The following is a 16,886-nucleotide window of genomic DNA, read 5'->3' on the forward strand; positions in this document are numbered from 1 at the left end:
TATTTTTATAGACAAAGTTTATTATAGTACAAATCAACGGTTTTCGTCAATTAGATAAGCGGTCCAGAAAGCGCCAACTTTCCAGCTTTATGCCGCTGTGTAGCATTAAAAATTCGACCAGCAATTCCGCGTCTTTTTTCGTCCACGGACCATACGGCCGCAGCTGGGCAAAATGAACGAGCTGCGCCTTGTTGATCAGACGGAAACGTTTCAGCGCTCCGACCTCCATCGGCCGGGCATGCACCATCGCCGCACACTCTGCGCACAGAAAACCGCCGTCTTCAACAGATATCGTCTGCACCTGGGTGTTGGAGCACAGCACGCACTCGTCGACAACCGGCTCGATCCCTTCGATTTTCAAGGCCAGTGCGGTAAACTGCGCTAAAATCAGATAGCTGTCGGCCTCGCTGTCCAGCCGGTCCAGACTGACGCTCAGCAGCTCATAAACTTCGCCGGCCGCTTCCAGATCGCTTTCTCCCTGCTCCAAAAGCTTGTCGGCAATCTCGCACATCACCTGGGCAATTGTCATTTTCTCCAAATCTTCGCGGATATGCCGGTGCGCCGCCAGAACGCGCGCGCTCTTTAGTGAAAACAGCGTGGCTTGTTCCTTGTAGTCAAACATCAGCTCCGACAGCACAAACGGCATGCACGAAACGGCGTTCTTGCTCGCCATCTTGCGGATGCCCCGGCATACGAAGCCCAGCTTGCCATAGTCCTTCGACAGCACCGTGATCAACGCGTCGTTTTCACGATAGTCCTGCTGCTTGAGGATCACCGCCTCGATCCGGGCTTCACTCATCCTCCAGCTCCGTCTGGATATACCCCAGCTGCTGCAGCTTGGCCTTCTTGTTGCGCCAGTCCTTTTCCACCCGGACAAACAATTCCAGGAAAATCGGTTCGCCCAACAGCCCCTGCAGTTCTTCCCGCGCCAGCGTGCCGATCTGCTTGATCATCCGGCCCTGCTTGCCGATGATGATGCCCTTTTGGGAATCCCGTTCGACCAGAATCATCGCGTTGATGATCAGATGCTCGCGGTTCTTGCGGATTCTTTCAATCACGACCGCGACGGAATGCGGCACTTCTTCTTCCGTCAGCAGCAGCACCTTTTCCCGGATAATTTCCGCCATGATGAACTGTTCCGGATAGTCGCAGACCTGGTCGGCCGGATAATACTGGACGCCGTCGGTCAGATCATTCTTGGTGGCTTCGATCAGCTGATCCAGATTGTTCTGCGTCTTCGCGCTGATCGGAATGATCTCTTTGAAATCCATCCGCTGCTGCCACGCTAACAACAGATCGATCAGCTGTTCTTTTTCCAGCAGATCAATTTTATTGAGAATCAGATACACCGGCAGATGCATCTGCCGCAGTGTATTCAAAACGAATTCATCGCCGCTGCCAAACGGCACTGAGCCGTCGACGAGGTAGTAGATCAAATCGACGCCCGAGGCCGCGGAGTAGGCTTCCTTATTCATCTGGGTGCCCAGCTCATGCTTCGGCTTATGAATTCCCGGCGTATCGACGAAAATGATCTGCGAATCGGCATCGGTGCGGATCGCCCGGATGGAATTGCGAGTTGTCTGCGGCTTGGGGGAAATGATCGCAACCTTCTGCTGGACCAGAGCGTTCAGCAGCGTGCTTTTGCCGGCATTGGGCCGGCCGATCAAAGCGACAAAGCCGCTCTTCACGCCAGATCCTCCATGCCGAAGCTCATCGGAAGCAGCTCGGCAATCGTCGTTTCCATCGTTTCTTTCCCATTGGACAGGATGATCGGCGTATCGCTTTCCAGCAATTCGCTGAGCACCTGGCGGCAGATGCCGCACGGCGTTCCGATTCGGGCGCCGTCGCTGACAATCGCAATCGCCGCGATGTCCGCCTTGCGGTAACCGTAGGAATACGCGCCGAACACCGCGCTGCGCTCGGCACAGTTCGTCGCCCCGTAGGACGCGTTTTCAATGTTCACGCCGCGAAAGGTGCGGCCGTCCTTGCATAACACGCAGGCGCCGACATGATAGTTGGAATACGGCGCATACGCGGATTTCATCGCCTCAAAGGCTTCGCTGACTAAGTTTTCGTACATCGTTGTTTCTCCTGTTCTATCTTATTAGATGGCGGATGACGATCATCCCCCCGACGATCAGCGCCGCCAGGGATGCGCACAGCACCGCGCCCGCCGCCAGATCTTTTATCGTTTTAATGCGGTCATCCTGTTTGGGCTGAACGAAGTCGCACAGCCGCTCGATCGCGGTGTTCAAAATCTCCGCTGTGATGACCAGGGCCGCCAGCGTAATCACAAGCGCCCATTCCCAAAAGACGAAGCCCAGCCCCAGCCCGGCCAGTCCGGCCAGCACCGCAAAGCCCAGCTGAATCGCCACGCTGCGGTCCTGCGCCGCCAGAACCAGTCCGTTCAGCGCCGGCTTGAATTTTTTGATCAGCGCGCGCATTTACACCCTCGGCACCAGCGGATCCAGAATTTCATGCTGCAGATCGAACATGACCTTTTCCTCATCCGGCTGCATGTGGTCGTAGCCAAAGCAGTGCAGCAGCCCGTGCGTAAACAGGAAACAGATTTCCCGCCGCAGCGAATGGCCATATTCCTCGGCCTGACTGATCGCGGCTTCCACGTTGATAAAAATATCGCCCAGTTCGACTTCCGCTTCCTCGATCAGCTCAAATTCATCCTGATCATCACATGCCGCAAACGAAATCACGTCCGTCGGCCGGTCGACCTGCCGGTAATCGCGGTTGATCTCATGGATTTTGCGGGACTTCACGAAAATCACTGAAATGGTATAGTCGCCCTGCTTGTTTAAGACCTCCAGCGCATGCTCGGCGATCCGCTGGAAATCCGGATAGTTTTCTTTCCATTGCTTTTCCCTTGTCTTGTTGACAAACGTACAGGTTATCATCATCTTCACCTCTTGATTTTGCATTGCTATTATAGCATATTCTGCCTCTTTTCGACCGAAAACAAACGGCTTTTCCCGATTTCTTTCACAAGTTGGGAAGCGCTGAAATCGCAAGTTTGTCAGATTTTGTCTGGAAATGTTAAATTTGTGTTAAAACTTCGTAATGATTCTGTTAAAATAAACGTGAATCAAGAGAAGAAAAGAGAAGAAACAGGAGAGAGAGAAAAACAAATGAATATCGTAGCGACGGAAATGATCACGCTGGGAGATATCTCGTGGGACATGATCCTCGGCGGATTTGCGCTGTTTTTGTTTGGCATCAAGTTTATGGGCGACGGCTTGAAAAATGTCGCCGGGCATAAGCTCCGGGAATACATCGACAAATATACGTCCAATCCATTAATGGCCGTGCTGGTCGGCATTGTCGTCACCATCGTCGTGCAGTCTTCCTCAGCCGCGACCGCGATCACCATCGGTCTGGTCCGCGCGGGATTAATGAAGCTGGAACAGGCGGCCGGGGTCGTCGTGGGCGCCAACATCGGAACGACGATGACGGCGTTTCTGATCGGCTTGAAGGTCGAGCAGTTCGCAATGTACTTCGTGTTCATCGGCGGCATGATCATCTCGTTTGGCAAGAAAAAGAAAACCCGCTACATCGGCGACATCATCCTCGGCTTCGGTCTGATGTTCTATGGTCTGAAGATCATGGGCGACTCGCTGAAAATGCTGAAGGATCTGCCGGCCTTTATCGAATTTGCCAAGGTGATGTCGGAAAAACCGCTGCTGGGCTTACTGGCCGGCACGGTGCTGACCGGACTGATCCAGGGCTCGGCCGCGACGATCGGCGTCGTCCAGAAATTATATGAATCCGGGGCGATGACCCTGAACGCGGCGATGCCGTTTGTCTTCGGAGCCTGTATCGGTACGACCGTCACCGGCGTATTTGCGGCGATCGGCGGCAGCCTGGCGGCGAAACGAACCGCCGGTCTGCATACGCTGTTCAACGTGATCGCGGCGACGATCGGCATGATCTTCCTGCCGTTTTACATTCAGTTCATCACCTGGATCTCCGATCTGCTGCTGATCCCGCCGATGATGCAGATCGCCGTCGTGCATATCTTATTTAAGATCGTTGGCGTCATCGTTTATCTGCCGCTGCTGAACGTCATGTGCAATTTCATCAAGAAGCTGATTCCGGGCAACGAACCGGAGCGGATTGAAATCAACCTCGACGACATGGACGCCGGGATCGCGCATCAGATGCCGACCGCCGCGCTGGCCATCGCCAAACAGGCCGTTCTGAAAATGAGCACAGTCGTCGACGCCGCGGTCGACAAAGCCCGCGACTTCATGAATACGCGCGGCGGTTCCGATGAGAAGGAACTCGTCAACCAGACCGAGGATCTGATCAATTCCATCGACACCAAGATCACCAATTACCTGATGAGCGTTTCCAAGGAAAACCTGAACGACCGCGATATGCAGGATTTCAACCTGCACCTGCAGGTCATCAAAAATCTGGAGCGGATCGGCGACCTGTCGGTCAACCTCGTTGAGTTCTTCGACATGGTGCATGAAGATAAAAACGACTTCAGCGACGGCGCGAAAAAAGACGTGCTGGAAATGTTTGAGCTGTTCAAGCACATGCTGAACACGGCGATCGGAATTTACCGCGATGAAGACTACGCGCAGTATTCCGCGCTGATGGAAGATGAGAATTACATGGATTTGCTGGAATACAAAGCCCGGCAGAAGCATTTCGACCGGATGGCCCGCAACGAATGCGCGACGGCTGTCGGCGGCAGCGTCTACTGCGATATTCTGGGAAACCTGGAACGTATGGCCGATCATTGCTGCAACATCGCCCGCTGTTCAATCGAAGCCTCCTCCAGCAAGGAAGCACCGGTGCTCGAGCATCACTGATCCCATCAACAAAACAAACAAAAGAAGCTGCCTTGACCGGATCGTTCCGGAAAATCAGCTTCTTTTTTCATGCCTTTTTAGTTTCTTTTTATAACCGCCAGACTCGCTCAGATCCTGCGCTTCCCACAATGCACCGGTTATGAATGCCGACCAGAGCGTGCCGCCAGCCATCCGGCCGCGGCGCAGAGTCCAAAGCCCGCCGCGATCCAGCCATACAGATGAAACAGGTCGGTATACAGGAAATTCGTGTAGTAATTCCAGGCTACCCCCTGCAGCCGGTTGACCAGGATGATCAGAACCGGGATTTCAAGCACCGCGATCAGACCGGTCATACCGCAGCTGCGCCCCAGAATATTCAGGGCGGAAGCCGCAGGCGTCTGTTTTTTCTGTCGGCGCACTTCGTGCAGCGTCAACGCCAGCGCGGCCAGGGTGATCCCGGCGGCAATCCCGAAAATCTGTCCTGACCGCTGGTTCGCCAACGTATCGGAAACCGTGCTGTCCACGGCGATCGGCTGCTTGATGAATGTCATGTCCGGAAATTCCTGACGCAGCTGATAAATCAAGGCGATCCAATCCGACGGCTGTTCCGCGAAGAACCACAGAGCTGCGGAAGTCCCGGTCTGTTCCACGCTGTTGTAAAACGGTTCGACCCGAACGTCCGCGCTTTGAATCATCGTCATGTGCGGCGCCGATAAATCCTTTCGGTCAGCCGTATAATAGACCGGCCGCGCCTGGTTGAAGCTGATCTGTGGCGTTCCGGAAACCGGAAACAAATCATGCAGCGGATTTTTCATCCCGCCGTAATAAAAGCTCAGCCCGGATTCAGCGTCCGGCTTGACCTCCATCACCGCCAGCTTGCGGGCATTCAGCCGGTCTTCCTCGCTGGCTTCGCTTTCCTGACCGACCGCGATCAATTCCGCGATCCGCTCGCGCTGACGCGCCTGCTGTCCCGCGGTAAACTGAACTTCGTAACAAGCCGACGCATACCCCGCTGACGCCCATTTTAAACGCGGCATTTCCGCCATCATCTGCTTTTGCGCACTGGACTGGAACCCTTCAATCGTCGCGATCAGCGCCAACGTCAGTCCCAGCAGAAAGAGTTTTTTCATGTCTTCACCTCTTGAGTTTACCCTCAGTATAACGAACCCGACCCGCGGATGTCAATGTTCTGCGAAGAAATTCCCGCGAAGACCCGGAAGCCCGTTCCCAGTAAGACACGATCTCAAAATCCCATTTGCTGCGGGGTTATCCTTTGCTGAAAGCAAAAAAATCCCGCGCTTTAGCGGCCGGGATTCCTTGCGGGCCTTCATCCGAAATCAATGTGCTGCCCTTTTACCTGATAGATCAGGTGCTCGCAGATATTTTTAGTATGATCGCCGGCTCGTTCAAAGTTGCGCAGCATCGCGACTAACGGCACGACATGTTCCATCTGCATTCCCTGCATAACGGCGGTTTCAATCTGTCCGGACAGCTCGGCAAACTGATCGTTGATCTGTTCGTCCTGCTGCGGAATCCGATACGCCTGCGCGACATCCTCCTTCTGATAGGCGTCCATCGCCGCGTCCAGCATGGCCAGAAACAACCGCCCGATCGCTTCCGCCTGTTCGCCGACAAACGGAGGTTCCGCCGGGCCTTTTTTGATGACGTAGTCTGCGATGTTCTTGGCGTAGTCGCCGATCCGTTCCAAATCGGAAGCGATTTTAATCCCGGCGATCACTTTGCGCAGATCCGTGGCCACCGGGGAAAGCAGCGCCAGCACCGTCTGCGCCTGATCGTTGATTTCCTCCTCCAGATGATTGACGAAGTCATCCATGTAGATTAGCTGCAGCGCCTTTTCTTTATCGCCGCTTCGAAGAATGTCCAGCGCCAGCTCGTGCATCGTTTTCACCTTGCGGTACATCTGCAGGATCAAAGCCTGGAAAGCGGCGAGCGATTCATCCATTTTCATCATTTATTCCTCCTGATTCCTAGCCGAACCGGCCGGTGATATAATCCTCAGTCCGCTGATCTGCCGGTTTGGAAAAGAGCTTGCGGGTCGTGTCGGCCTCTACGATTTCACCGAGCAGAAAGAACGCCGTATCATCGGAAACCCGGGAAGCCTGCTGCATCGAGTGCGTTACGATGACGATCGTATAGGTTGTCTTCAGCTGCTCGATCAGCTCTTCGATCTTCGCCGTGGCAATCGGATCCAGCGCGGAGGTCGGCTCGTCCATCAGAATGACCTCCGGTTCCATCGCGATCGCCCGGGCGATGCACAGCCGCTGCTGCTGACCGCCCGAGAGCGCCAGCGCCGAGTCGTGCAGGCGGTCCCTGACCTCCTCCCACAGCGCCGCCGATTTCAGCGAGTGTTCCACAACGCCGTCCAGCACTTTCTTATCGCGGATTCCCTGACAACGGGGACCGTAAGCGATGTTGTCATAGATCGACATCGGAAACGGGTTTGGCTTCTGAAACACCATTCCAACCTCAGTGCGCAGCTGGACGACGTTGGTTTTTGAATCATAAATATTCTCGCCTAACAGGCGGATTTCACCGCTGATCCGGCAATTTTCAATCAGATCGTTCATCCGGTTCAGACACCGCAGAAACGTCGATTTTCCACATCCTGAAGGACCGATCAGCGCGGTGACCCGGTTCTTGCCGATCGTCAGATTCAGCTGTTTCAGCGCCTGTTTTTCACCATAATATAAATTCAAATCTTTTACTTCAAAACAAGTTTCCATAACGATTCCTTTCTAGCGGAAGCTTTTCTGCAGCCGCCGCGAAAGCAGCTTGACCGTCAGATTCAAGATCAGCACAAAGATCAGAATGATGATTGAGATCGCGCAGGCCAGTTCAAAGTTAGGCTGCTCGCCCGACATCACCGACCAGATGTGAACGGCCAGCGAAGTACCTTGCTTCAACAAGCCCGGCTGATCGTTAATAAAGGTGCCCATCGTATAGATCAGCGCCGCCGATTCGCCGACCACCCGGCCGATGCTTAACAGAATCCCGCTGAGAATACCCGGCATCGCGCAGGGCAGCGTGATCTTGAATATCGTCTGAGTCTGGCTTGCACCTAACGACAACGACGCATCGCGCAGGCCCTGAGGTACAACCCGCAGCGCTTCCTCAGTCGAGCGGATGATCGTCGGCAAAAGGATGATCGCCATCGTCAGCGCGCCCAGCAGAATATTCGTCGTCTTTGCCCCCATGGCCGCGGTAATCGGAAACAGCACGCTGACGCCCATTAAACCATAAACGATCGAAGGGACGCCGGTCAGCGTTTCAATCCCGGTGCGGATCGCGGCGTTCACTTTGTTTTTTTTAGCCATTTCACTTAAATAGACAGCGCTGGCAATGCCGATCGGCAGCGCGATCAGCAGCGATACCAGAATTAAGTACGCGGTGCTCACCAGCGATCCGCGGATGCCTCCGCCCGGTGTCTTGATAAACATCGACGTCAGCTTCGCCGCGGACTGATCCAATGTTTCCGCCACTTCAGCAGCGCTTGCGGAAGCCAGCATACCGGTGAAATCCGCCGTTCCAGAAGCGTCGGTAAAATCAATTTTTTCCACCTGCAGCCCGGCGCTCATCGCGACCGGTTTCCCCTGGTTCGCCCCGGCGCTGGTATCCACAGCTGATGCCAGCGGCGAATTTTCCGCCACGGTTTCGATCAGGACAAGCTGTTTCTTTTCATGGGAAAGATGGTCGACAAAGCCCACACCCCACTTTTCGCTCCACGCCACCTCAGCACCGAGATTTTCCGGATGCGGATAGCTCCCGGGCTGATTGCGTGTTTCATCCAAAGCCACGATCTTGCTGAGGGACCAGTAATCGCTGCGCAGCAGATCCGCATTGATTAAGGACAGACCATGACTGAAAATATACACGAACAGACTGGTCAGCACCACAACGGCCAGCGCTGCGCTCAGCACCGTCAGCAGCTGCAGAAAACGATCGCTGATCACACGCGGCATCCGATTGGTTTTCACTGTCCATTCCCCACTTTCTTCTTCATCCAGTTCAGACTGAGATTCGACAAAAGGATTACGACCATCAGCACCAGACCGACGGAGAACCGGATATCGTAATCCAGTCCGGTTGTTTCCTTCAATCCCGCCAGCATCGTTGAGGTCAGCGTGCGGGTGATGTCGAACAGATTGAACGTCGGGCCGAACAGCTTGTTGCCGGCCACCATCGCGACCGCTGTCGCTTCGCCAAACGCCCGGCCCAGCCCCAGAATTGCTCCGGCGAAAATCCCTGACTTGGCGCTGGCCAGGACAACTTTGAAATGGGTCTGCGTCGCCGTTGCTCCCAAGGCCAGCGACCCCAGCTCCAGATCCGGATCGACCGCTTCGATGGCCGTCACCGCCAGCGAGGTGATCGTCGGGAAAATCATGATCGCCAATAACAGGATCACCGCAAGCAGCGAACTGCCCCCGGCTGTACTGACCCCCGCCAGCGACGCCAGCCCTTTCACCAGCGACGTAATCACCCCGGCCGCAAAGACACCGTAGACGACGCTGGGAATCGACGCGAGCAATTCCACCACCGTTTTCATCAGCGGTTTAACCGGCTTGGGCGCGATCTTGACGATAAACAGCGCCGTCAGCACCGCGATGGGAAAGGCCAGCAGCAGCGCTCCAAAAGCGGAGATCAGCGTATTGATCACGATGAATCCAACGCCGTAGACTCCCTGATCCTGCCGCCATAACGTTCCTAACAGGAAATCTTTCAGCGATATGGAGCCATAGGTATAGCCGGGTAAAAACGGCTGGATCCCTTTCATCAGAATAAACAGCGTGATCAGCACGATACAGCTGCCGGAAATCAGCGCCGCCAGAAAGAAAACAGCCTTGACCATCTGGTCCGTTCTCTGCTTGCGCCGGGCCTGGCCGGGGCGGATTCTCGCTTTCAGATTGCTTTCCATAACCTCATCCTTCCTTCAAAACGAAACCGCTCCGCCGACAAATCCGCCGGGGAAGCGGTCGCTTCTGCATCCTGTTTGTCAATTACTGAATCTGATCCCAGGACGTTACCGTGCCGGTAAAGATATCGTGAACCTGAGCCTGCGTCAGATTGGCAACGGCCGTATTCGCTTGATTGACAATCGTCACCACTGCATCAATGCAATACTGGCCTGAGGCCATCGCCGATGATGTGTCTTCCTCGCCGCTTTTGAAAGCCCGCGAAGCAAAGCCGATATCCGCGCGGTTAGCACCGTCTTTTTCCGAACCGAGGACGCGCTTGTAGCCGTCGCCCGAACCGGTCTGGTTCATCGTGAACTGGAAGTTGCCCGCCAACGGCTGGAACGCTTCCAGCGCGGCTTTCAGCGTTTTCTCCACGGATGTCGAACCACAGGTCGCGATTGTGATCGCCGAGTTGTCTTCCTTGACGATCGGATGATTCGCCGCCAGTTCAGCCCAGGCTTTCCCCTGGCTCTTATCGACAACGCCGCCGGCCTTTTCCACCACCAGCATGCCTTCTGTGGAATTCTGCAGGAAGTCTAAGAACGCTGCGATCAGCTGTTCTTTCTCCGCACTTTCATAGTCACCGGCCGCCCGGGTTGTGAAGGCAAACGGACGCTGCATGCCGTAGGTTCCGTCCAGAACCGTCGCTTCGCTCGGCGCCACGCCTTCAAAGTTCAGCGGCTTCACGCCGTTGGCCGCAAAATCCGTGGACAGCGACACATAACCGATGCCGTTTACATCCGCTCCGACCTTGGTCGCCATATCGCCGTTGCTGGAAACTTCAATGGCAGAGGACGTCAGCTGTTCCGCAAAATCTCCAGCTTTTTCAAACGCTTCCCGCGTACCGGAAGTCGCGTCGCGGGTATAGACGTTGATGGCTGCCGCTGCGGACGGTGTGGCCGTTCCTCCCTCAACTGGCTCTGTCTTGGGTGCTGTGCTGCAGCCAGCGACAAGCAGCGCTGTCAGTACGAATACAAATAATTTCTTCATTTCATTCATCCCTTTCTTGAACAGTTCCCAGTTTACCGCGCTACGATTAACAGAAAATGAAGCTTGCGTTAAGAAACGGTTAAAAAATAAATTACCCAAAACATTGTCCTTTCTCTGTTCCCCCACATGGGAAAGCAGCTTTCAGCCGGCAGGTTGGCTGCCAAATCATGAATCAAGGCTGAAAAACGATGGCTTCCTGTCAGGACATTCCTTTTTTCCCATCCACCGCTCCCAACGAAAAACAAGCACAAAAAAAGCCAGGGAATCCCTGACTGAGGACGATCGTTTCCCGCGACCTTTCACTTTGAGACGCCAGCGTTTGTGTTCTGCGGCGAAGGTTGCGGAAGGCGTGGAGAATGTTCCGCCGTCAAAGGTTGATCCGCCGCGTCGGAACGAATCGGCAGGCGGATGACGAAGCGGCTGCCGCGGCCAACCTCGCTGTCAACCTCAATCTCGCCCTGATGGGCACTCACGATCGCCTTGACGATCGCCAGCCCCAAACCGCTGCCCCCGCTGGCTCGGGACCGGGATTTATCTACCCGGTAAAAGCGCTCAAAAATCCGATCTAGATGTTTGGCGTCGATCCCGCAGCCGTCATCGCTGACCGTCAGCACCAGCCAACTGTCCTGACGCCGCGCCTGCATGCGGATATGCTCCGGCTGACTGTGCGCCAGCGCATTGTTCAATAAATTCGCCAGCGCCTGATGGATTTTCTGTTCATCCAGCCAGAACGTTTCGTGCGTTTGATCCTCCGCCTCCACGATCACACCCTGACTTTTTGCCTGCGGCGCAGCCTCCTTGATCAGACTGTCAAACAGTCCGCTGATCTCACAGGGCGACAGCTCCAGCGCCAGCGTGCTCATGGATAAGCGCGACAGCTTTAACAGATCGGCGACAATCATTTCCAGTCGTTTTGTTTCCTTTTCAATCTGGATATGAAAATCCTGCATCGTCTTGGGATCATCAAAATCATCCCGGTTCAGAATTTCAATCATTCCCTTGATCGCCGCAATCGGTGTTTTCAGCTCATGCGACGCATCGGCAATGAAGCGTTTCTGCATCCGTTCCTTTTCCATCGCCTGCGTAATATCCTGAAACACCAACAGACATCCGGTAAACCGGCCGTTCTCCTGAATCGGCACGGACAGACACTGAAAGTCGACGCTGTTGTAGCACAGATTGCGCACGATCGCATTCTCGCTCAAATACGCTTCCTTCAGAAACAACTGCACCTCGCCGGCGATCCGCTCGTCGCGATATGTGAATTCATCCTCGCCTTCTTCGCTCAGAAATCGGCTGAATCCTTCATTGTATAAAATCAGATGACCATAGGAATCCATCATGGCTAAGGGGGAGGGGATATTCGTCAGGATCGTCATGATCTGCTGCTGCTTCAGCGAAGCATCCTTGGCCGAGCTGCGAACCTGCGTTTTCAACGTCTGTTCTTTCGTCCGCATCGTTTCGCGCAATGTGTCCTGACTGTGCCACAGCAGCGCCATCGCGACCAGTCCCAGCAAGACCAGCGCGCTCCAGGCTTCCAATAAGCCCTGGGCGCAGAACAGCGCCAGACCCGCAACGGTGACGATCAGTAGTAAAGCTTCACTCGTTTTCATGCCTGTCTCCGCCGTTTATGCCTGGACTTCAAGTTTATAGCCGACCCCGCGCAGGGAGGCAATCTTCACGCCGCTGCCCTGCAGCTTATTGCGCAGCTTGAAAATGTGGACGTCAACGATCCGGGTATCCCCGTCGTAATCAAAATCCCAGATCTCGTTGAGGATGTTGTCGCGGGATAAAACGATCTGCGGATTGCGCAGCAGATATTCCAGCAGCTCAAATTCCTTTTTCGTCAGGCTGACCGGCCGGCCGTTGACCGACACTTCCCGGCTTCCCAGATCCATCGTCAGGCCGCCCATTTCCAGCACCCGCCGGCTTGTTTTGACAATCCGTTTGACATGCGCCTGGATCCGCGCCAAAAGCTCGCGCGGGGAAAATGGTTTAGTGATGTAATCGTCGACGCCGGCCTCGAAGGCTTCCAGAATGTCTTCTTCCTCATCCTTCGCCGTCAGCATCATCATGACGCTGTCAATGCCTTTGCCGCGGAACAGCCGCACCAGCTCAATCCCGCTGATTTCCGGCAGCATCCAGTCGATGATCATGATATCAAAGCTTTCGTTCAGCCCCTTTTCCCGGGCGCTGGCGCCGTCCGGGCAGCCGGTGACGTCAAACCCAGCGTTTTTCAAATCGTAGCTGATCAGGTGGCGGATGCTGTCTTCATCCTCAATTAAAAGAATCCGCGGCATGCTCTATTCCCCCTTTGCCCCATAGCGGTCAATGATTTTCTGCACCAGCGGATGCCGCACGACATCGTCGCTGGACAGCTGCAGTACGCCGATTTCCTCAATCCCTTTCAACAGGCCGACGGCGTCCATCAGACCGCTGCGCTGGGATTTCGGCAGATCCACCTGCGTCACATCGCCGGTGATGATCATCCGCGACTGAAAGCCCAGCCGGGTTAAAAACATTTTCATCTGGGCCGGCGTCGTGTTCTGCGCTTCGTCCAGAATAATCACGGCATCATCCAGCGTCCGCCCGCGCATATAAGCCAGCGGCGCGATCTCGATCGTGCCTTTTTCGATCAGCTTCTCTGTCGTTTCCGCGCCCATCAGATCATGCAGCGCGTCATACAGCGGGCGTAAATACGGATCGACTTTTTCCTTCAGATCACCAGGCAGAAATCCCAGGCTCTCCCCCGCTTCCACTGCGGGCCGGGTCAGAATGATCCGGTGAATCTCACCTTTCTTCAGCATACTGACGGCGTAGGCCACGGCTAAATAGGTCTTGCCCGTGCCGGCAGGGCCGACCGCGAAGACGATTGTTTTCTTTTCCATCGCTTCGATGAAGCTGCGTTGACCCTCGGTTTTCGGCGATATCGCCTTGCCGCTATGGGTGCGGGCCAGCACCTTGGACTTCAGATCGCCCAGATCGACCGCCTGCTGCTTGCGCTGCGTGCGGACCAAATATCGAATTTCCTGCTCGCTGATCTGTTGGGAATGCCGGATCATCTTCAGCATTTCCTGCAGAATCTCCGCCACCGCTTCCGGATCCTGGCAGCGGATCGTAAACTGATTGTCGCGGAAGACAATCTCCGCCCCGTACAGTTCGCATAAGCAGTTCAGGTTGCGGTCTTGGTAGCCGATCAAATCAGCCGCTTCCGACGCGCTCAGATGTTCCATTGACAGGACATAGGTCATGGTTTTCCTCCTCGAATTTAAGGTCGTGTCAGATCCTCCAGTAACGTATAGTGGATCTTCATCGTTATTGTACCCGCATTCCTGTCAAAAAGTAAAACATTTTCTTTGATAATTTTTTCATCCTCCTGCAGCTGCTCGGCGATCTGACTGCGGCAGTCCATCAACAGACGAAAAAACGCCAGCGCATCATGCAGCGGGAAATCCGGTGCATCTGACAGCGAGCTTTCCACGGTGTACCAGGTGTAGCCGTAAACCTTGCCCTTGACATAGAGCGGCTGCGGCACCTCAAAGGCGTCTTTCAGTTCATTGTCGATCAACAGATCCCCGGGATGAACGATCTGGTTGATTTTAACCTTTTTCTCCCCATGCTGAACGTCAAAACGCACGACCATGCCTTCCTTCTGCGCATAAATCGGATCGTTGGTCAGCTGCGGAGTTTCAACGTATTCCTTATCCGTAAACTGAAGCTGCAGCCGCGAGCCCGTGCGAATGACCTCAGTCCAGCCCAACCGGTCCTCAAAACTTTCCTTGATCAGAAATTCAATCGTTTCCGCCAGATTCTGATCGGCGGTGAAAAACGGCGCGGCATAGCCGTTCTCCGCCAGCTGCTGCTCGATCTGGCGCTGCAGGGTTGGATCCGTGCCGGTTACGCTGACCTGGACAATGCAATGCGAGTAAAATGTCCACAGCGCGATGGATAACGCGACAGAAAACAACCGCAGCGGCTGCTGGAACTGGTGCAGCAAAAAACCGGTGACGCCGCTGGTCCGCAAACATTCCGCGTCCTGAAACAAACCGGTAATCCGCCGCCGGCTCGTCACCGGCGTCCAGAAAACCAGCCCTTCCGGGGTCTGCTTGAGTTCCATGACCTCGATATCCTGGCGCAGACATTGATTGAGAAAAAACGTCAGCGGTATTTTCAGCCGCCAACAGTCCATGCCAAACAGAAAAGGCAGTCTATTCCGCATCGAACTTCACCCGCCTGATCTGCCCGGAAAGAATGATTTCGTCGGCGCTGAACACCCGGATATGAAGGCCGCTGCCTTCGACGATCATTCTGCCCTGTTTGGACTCGGTGATAATTTGTTCGGGGCTGACGAGGATCAGCCGCTCGAAATCTTCGATCATGGCCTGTTTTTCACTGACTGTGATCATCGCGCACACTCCTTCCTCTGATGTAGGTTATGCGCCAGCACAGGCAAACATGAAAAAAGCGTCCGCAAAGGGACGCTGAGGCGTTATGATCCTGTGAGATCAAAATGACAACGAGACGAAAGCGCGCTAATTCATTGATTCGGGAGTTGTCAGCGGTGACAGGGCGGCCGCCAGTTCTTCGCTGAGCTGTTCCGTCAGAATCAGATTCTCCACATGAACGATCCGAATCCCCAACCGCTGCGCCAGATCGGCCAGAATGAATTCATACAGCCCGTGGTTGACCTGCAGGCGGGCAGGAATCCCGGCGATCAGGATAAATTCACGCAAACCTTCTACCAACGCTGTGCACAAATCTTCCCGTTTGCGGAAACTGAATTCAATATGTGTCTGATGCCGGTTGGAGCACACCAGCACCAACATCCTGAACGCGACCGCGGTGCCGTGTTCCGCTTCCAGCGGATCGATCAGGCTGATGACATCCAGCTGCACGGTTTCCCGCGTATGTTTGAGCTGACTGAGCTTTTCGGCTGCCGCTTCGTCGATCATACAGGCTGGACCTTCGATCCGCACAGCGCCCTCTTTCGGCACTAAACGCCAGCTCTGATCACTTAATCGAGCCGCTTCCACCCATTGTTCATCCGTCGTTTCCGGACCGTTGTACGCTGCCAGGATTTCACTCAGCGCTTCGACGAGCAGCCGGGTTTCCTCAATCCAGCGGGAGGAAGGACGCACCTCCAGCAGACCGCAGTGAATATCGTTGATAAAAACCTGCAGGCCATCCTGCTGAAATAAAGCAACCTCCGCTTCCTCCGCGCAAAACGGCCGCCACATGATCCGCCGCGACGCCTGAACCGCCATGTGGTAGGAATCCTCCTGGGCCAGCGAATTGCCGACCAGCTGATCCCAGTCGTCATCACAGATTTCCAGCACCGTTTCCTCGCTCATCTGTAAAAACGAAGCGCATACCGGCGCGTCAAACAGCGGCAGCTCCAATTTGATGTTCATCATTTCCCATTGCTTATCCCGCCACTGCTGATAAACCTGTGCTAAGGCCCGCTTAAACTGCTGGAGTGCTTGTGTTGAACTTTGCATTGTGACCGTCTCCTCCTTCATTCTGATGCTTTCCTGCATCATCGCGCTGATCGCTTTTTCCGATCCGCTTTGATTTCAGTCTGTTCTTTAATTTACTGCTTTCGGATTTCCCTTTGATCCTTCGCTGGCCGTTACTGAGGATTCAAGGATTCAGCGATCATCCGCCTGTCCTCATTTCAGCCAGAAAAGCTCATCCTACGAAAAAAGAAGCTTGCGCTTCTTTATTTTGAACGTCTAGCCTTTCTTGCAGCCTCCGACTTCAATTTACGACGGACGCCTGGTTTTACATAAAACTCTCTTTTGCGAGCCTCAGCAAGGGTTCCGTTGCGAGAAACCTGACGCTTGAAACGACGTAATGCGTCATCCAATACTTCGTTCTCTTTTAAGACAACTCTTGGCATACTTACCCTCCCTTCTGATGCAAGCAGATATATTATAACCAAACCATCCGAAAAAAGCAACCTTTTCGGAACGATTTGAGGAATGTTTTTCAAGAAAGTGAATTGAAAAAGTAAACGCAGCCTTAAGACTAAAAGGAATTGCATTTACTTTTGCAAAGACGCGGACTGCATTTACTCGTGCAAATGAGTTATAGTCATCTTGTATCTCCCTGT

General features: G+C 54.4%; 20 protein-coding genes. 1 reads left to right on the top strand and 19 read right to left on the bottom strand.

Annotation, left to right across the window (positions count from 1 at the left end):
* Positions 1–46: 46 nt before the first annotated feature.
* From recO to ybeY, 5 genes are read right to left on the bottom strand one after another with little or no spacing between them, the layout of a single operon-like run.
* The gene (recO, locus tag I2D94_RS14800; protein WP_195397476.1) at positions 47–799 is read right to left on the bottom strand and encodes a DNA repair protein RecO; all 753 of its coding nucleotides are present in this window, start codon (positions 797–799) and stop codon (positions 47–49) included.
* Complete coding sequence (era, locus tag I2D94_RS14805) at positions 792–1,688, bottom strand: GTPase Era (protein WP_195397477.1); 897 nt, start codon at positions 1,686–1,688, stop codon at positions 792–794. Before era ends, recO begins: the two co-directional genes overlap by 8 nt.
* Positions 1,685–2,080 (bottom strand): cytidine deaminase, encoded by a 396-nt coding sequence (gene cdd / locus I2D94_RS14810; protein ID WP_006060215.1) that lies wholly within the window; start codon positions 2,078–2,080, stop codon positions 1,685–1,687. Before cdd ends, era begins: the two co-directional genes overlap by 4 nt.
* A 16-nt stretch (positions 2,081–2,096) precedes the next feature.
* Positions 2,097–2,444 carry a diacylglycerol kinase gene (locus I2D94_RS14815; protein WP_195397478.1) on the bottom strand — a complete coding sequence of 116 codons (348 nt, stop codon included), beginning with the start codon at positions 2,442–2,444 and terminating at the stop codon, positions 2,097–2,099.
* The gene (gene ybeY / locus I2D94_RS14820) at positions 2,445–2,906 is read right to left on the bottom strand and encodes an rRNA maturation RNase YbeY (protein WP_370544630.1); all 462 of its coding nucleotides are present in this window, start codon (positions 2,904–2,906) and stop codon (positions 2,445–2,447) included.
* Positions 2,907–3,140: 234 nt separating this feature from the next.
* Between ybeY and I2D94_RS14825 the strand changes: the two genes are divergently transcribed.
* Positions 3,141–4,832, top strand: coding sequence for a Na/Pi cotransporter family protein (locus I2D94_RS14825; RefSeq protein WP_195397480.1), 1,692 nt, complete (start codon positions 3,141–3,143; stop codon positions 4,830–4,832).
* 137 nt (positions 4,833–4,969) lie between these two features.
* On the opposite strand, the gene I2D94_RS14830 is transcribed toward I2D94_RS14825, so the two are convergent.
* The 14 genes from I2D94_RS14830 to I2D94_RS18375 all read right to left on the bottom strand — a co-directional run.
* Positions 4,970–5,941 carry a hypothetical protein gene (locus I2D94_RS14830; RefSeq protein WP_195397481.1) on the bottom strand — a complete coding sequence of 324 codons (972 nt, stop codon included), beginning with the start codon at positions 5,939–5,941 and terminating at the stop codon, positions 4,970–4,972.
* A 197-nt stretch (positions 5,942–6,138) separates the two neighbouring features.
* A complete protein-coding gene (gene phoU, locus I2D94_RS14835; protein WP_195397482.1) occupies positions 6,139–6,783 on the bottom strand; it encodes a phosphate signaling complex protein PhoU in 645 nt (214 codons plus the stop codon).
* 16 nt (positions 6,784–6,799) lie between these two features.
* Entirely contained in the window at positions 6,800–7,555 is a 756-nt protein-coding gene (gene pstB / locus I2D94_RS14840) for a phosphate ABC transporter ATP-binding protein PstB (RefSeq protein ID WP_006060208.1), read from the bottom strand.
* Positions 7,556–7,567: 12 nt separating this feature from the next.
* Positions 7,568–8,806, bottom strand: coding sequence for a phosphate ABC transporter permease PstA (pstA, locus tag I2D94_RS14845; RefSeq protein ID WP_370544629.1), 1,239 nt, complete (start codon positions 8,804–8,806; stop codon positions 7,568–7,570).
* On the bottom strand, positions 8,803–9,744 hold the full coding sequence (pstC, locus tag I2D94_RS14850; protein WP_195397483.1) for a phosphate ABC transporter permease subunit PstC: 942 nt from the start codon (positions 9,742–9,744) through the stop codon (positions 8,803–8,805). Before pstC ends, pstA begins: the two co-directional genes overlap by 4 nt.
* Before the next feature lie 82 nt (positions 9,745–9,826).
* A complete protein-coding gene (locus tag I2D94_RS14855; protein WP_195397484.1) occupies positions 9,827–10,774 on the bottom strand; it encodes a substrate-binding domain-containing protein in 948 nt (315 codons plus the stop codon).
* A 299-nt stretch (positions 10,775–11,073) separates the two neighbouring features.
* Positions 11,074–12,387 (bottom strand): ATP-binding protein, encoded by a 1,314-nt coding sequence (locus tag I2D94_RS14860; RefSeq protein WP_195397485.1) that lies wholly within the window; start codon positions 12,385–12,387, stop codon positions 11,074–11,076.
* 15 nt (positions 12,388–12,402) lie between these two features.
* Complete coding sequence (locus I2D94_RS14865) at positions 12,403–13,074, bottom strand: response regulator transcription factor (protein WP_195397486.1); 672 nt, start codon at positions 13,072–13,074, stop codon at positions 12,403–12,405.
* A gap of 3 nt (positions 13,075–13,077) precedes the next feature.
* The gene (locus I2D94_RS14870; RefSeq protein ID WP_195397487.1) at positions 13,078–14,025 is read right to left on the bottom strand and encodes a PhoH family protein; all 948 of its coding nucleotides are present in this window, start codon (positions 14,023–14,025) and stop codon (positions 13,078–13,080) included.
* 17 nt (positions 14,026–14,042) lie between these two features.
* Positions 14,043–14,993 (bottom strand): sporulation protein YqfD, encoded by a 951-nt coding sequence (locus I2D94_RS14875; protein WP_195397488.1) that lies wholly within the window; start codon positions 14,991–14,993, stop codon positions 14,043–14,045.
* Positions 14,983–15,180 carry a YabP/YqfC family sporulation protein gene (locus I2D94_RS14880; RefSeq protein ID WP_006060198.1) on the bottom strand — a complete coding sequence of 66 codons (198 nt, stop codon included), beginning with the start codon at positions 15,178–15,180 and terminating at the stop codon, positions 14,983–14,985. Before I2D94_RS14880 ends, I2D94_RS14875 begins: the two co-directional genes overlap by 11 nt.
* Positions 15,181–15,306: 126 nt before the next feature.
* Positions 15,307–16,272 (bottom strand): hypothetical protein, encoded by a 966-nt coding sequence (locus I2D94_RS14885; RefSeq protein WP_195397489.1) that lies wholly within the window; start codon positions 16,270–16,272, stop codon positions 15,307–15,309.
* Positions 16,273–16,493: 221 nt separating this feature from the next.
* Positions 16,494–16,673: a 30S ribosomal protein S21 gene (gene rpsU / locus I2D94_RS14890; RefSeq protein WP_020223152.1), complete on the bottom strand. Its 180-nt coding sequence runs from the start codon at positions 16,671–16,673 to the stop codon at positions 16,494–16,496.
* A partial coding sequence (locus tag I2D94_RS18375; protein ID WP_229056906.1) for a hypothetical protein occupies positions 16,633–16,886 on the bottom strand: 254 nt, incomplete at its 5' end. The genes I2D94_RS18375 and rpsU, both read right to left, overlap by 41 nt.

The sequence above is a fragment of the Holdemania sp. 1001302B_160321_E10 genome (assembly GCF_015552275.1).
In the GTDB taxonomy this organism is placed as follows: Bacteria; Bacillota_I; Bacilli_A; order Erysipelotrichales; family Erysipelotrichaceae; genus Holdemania.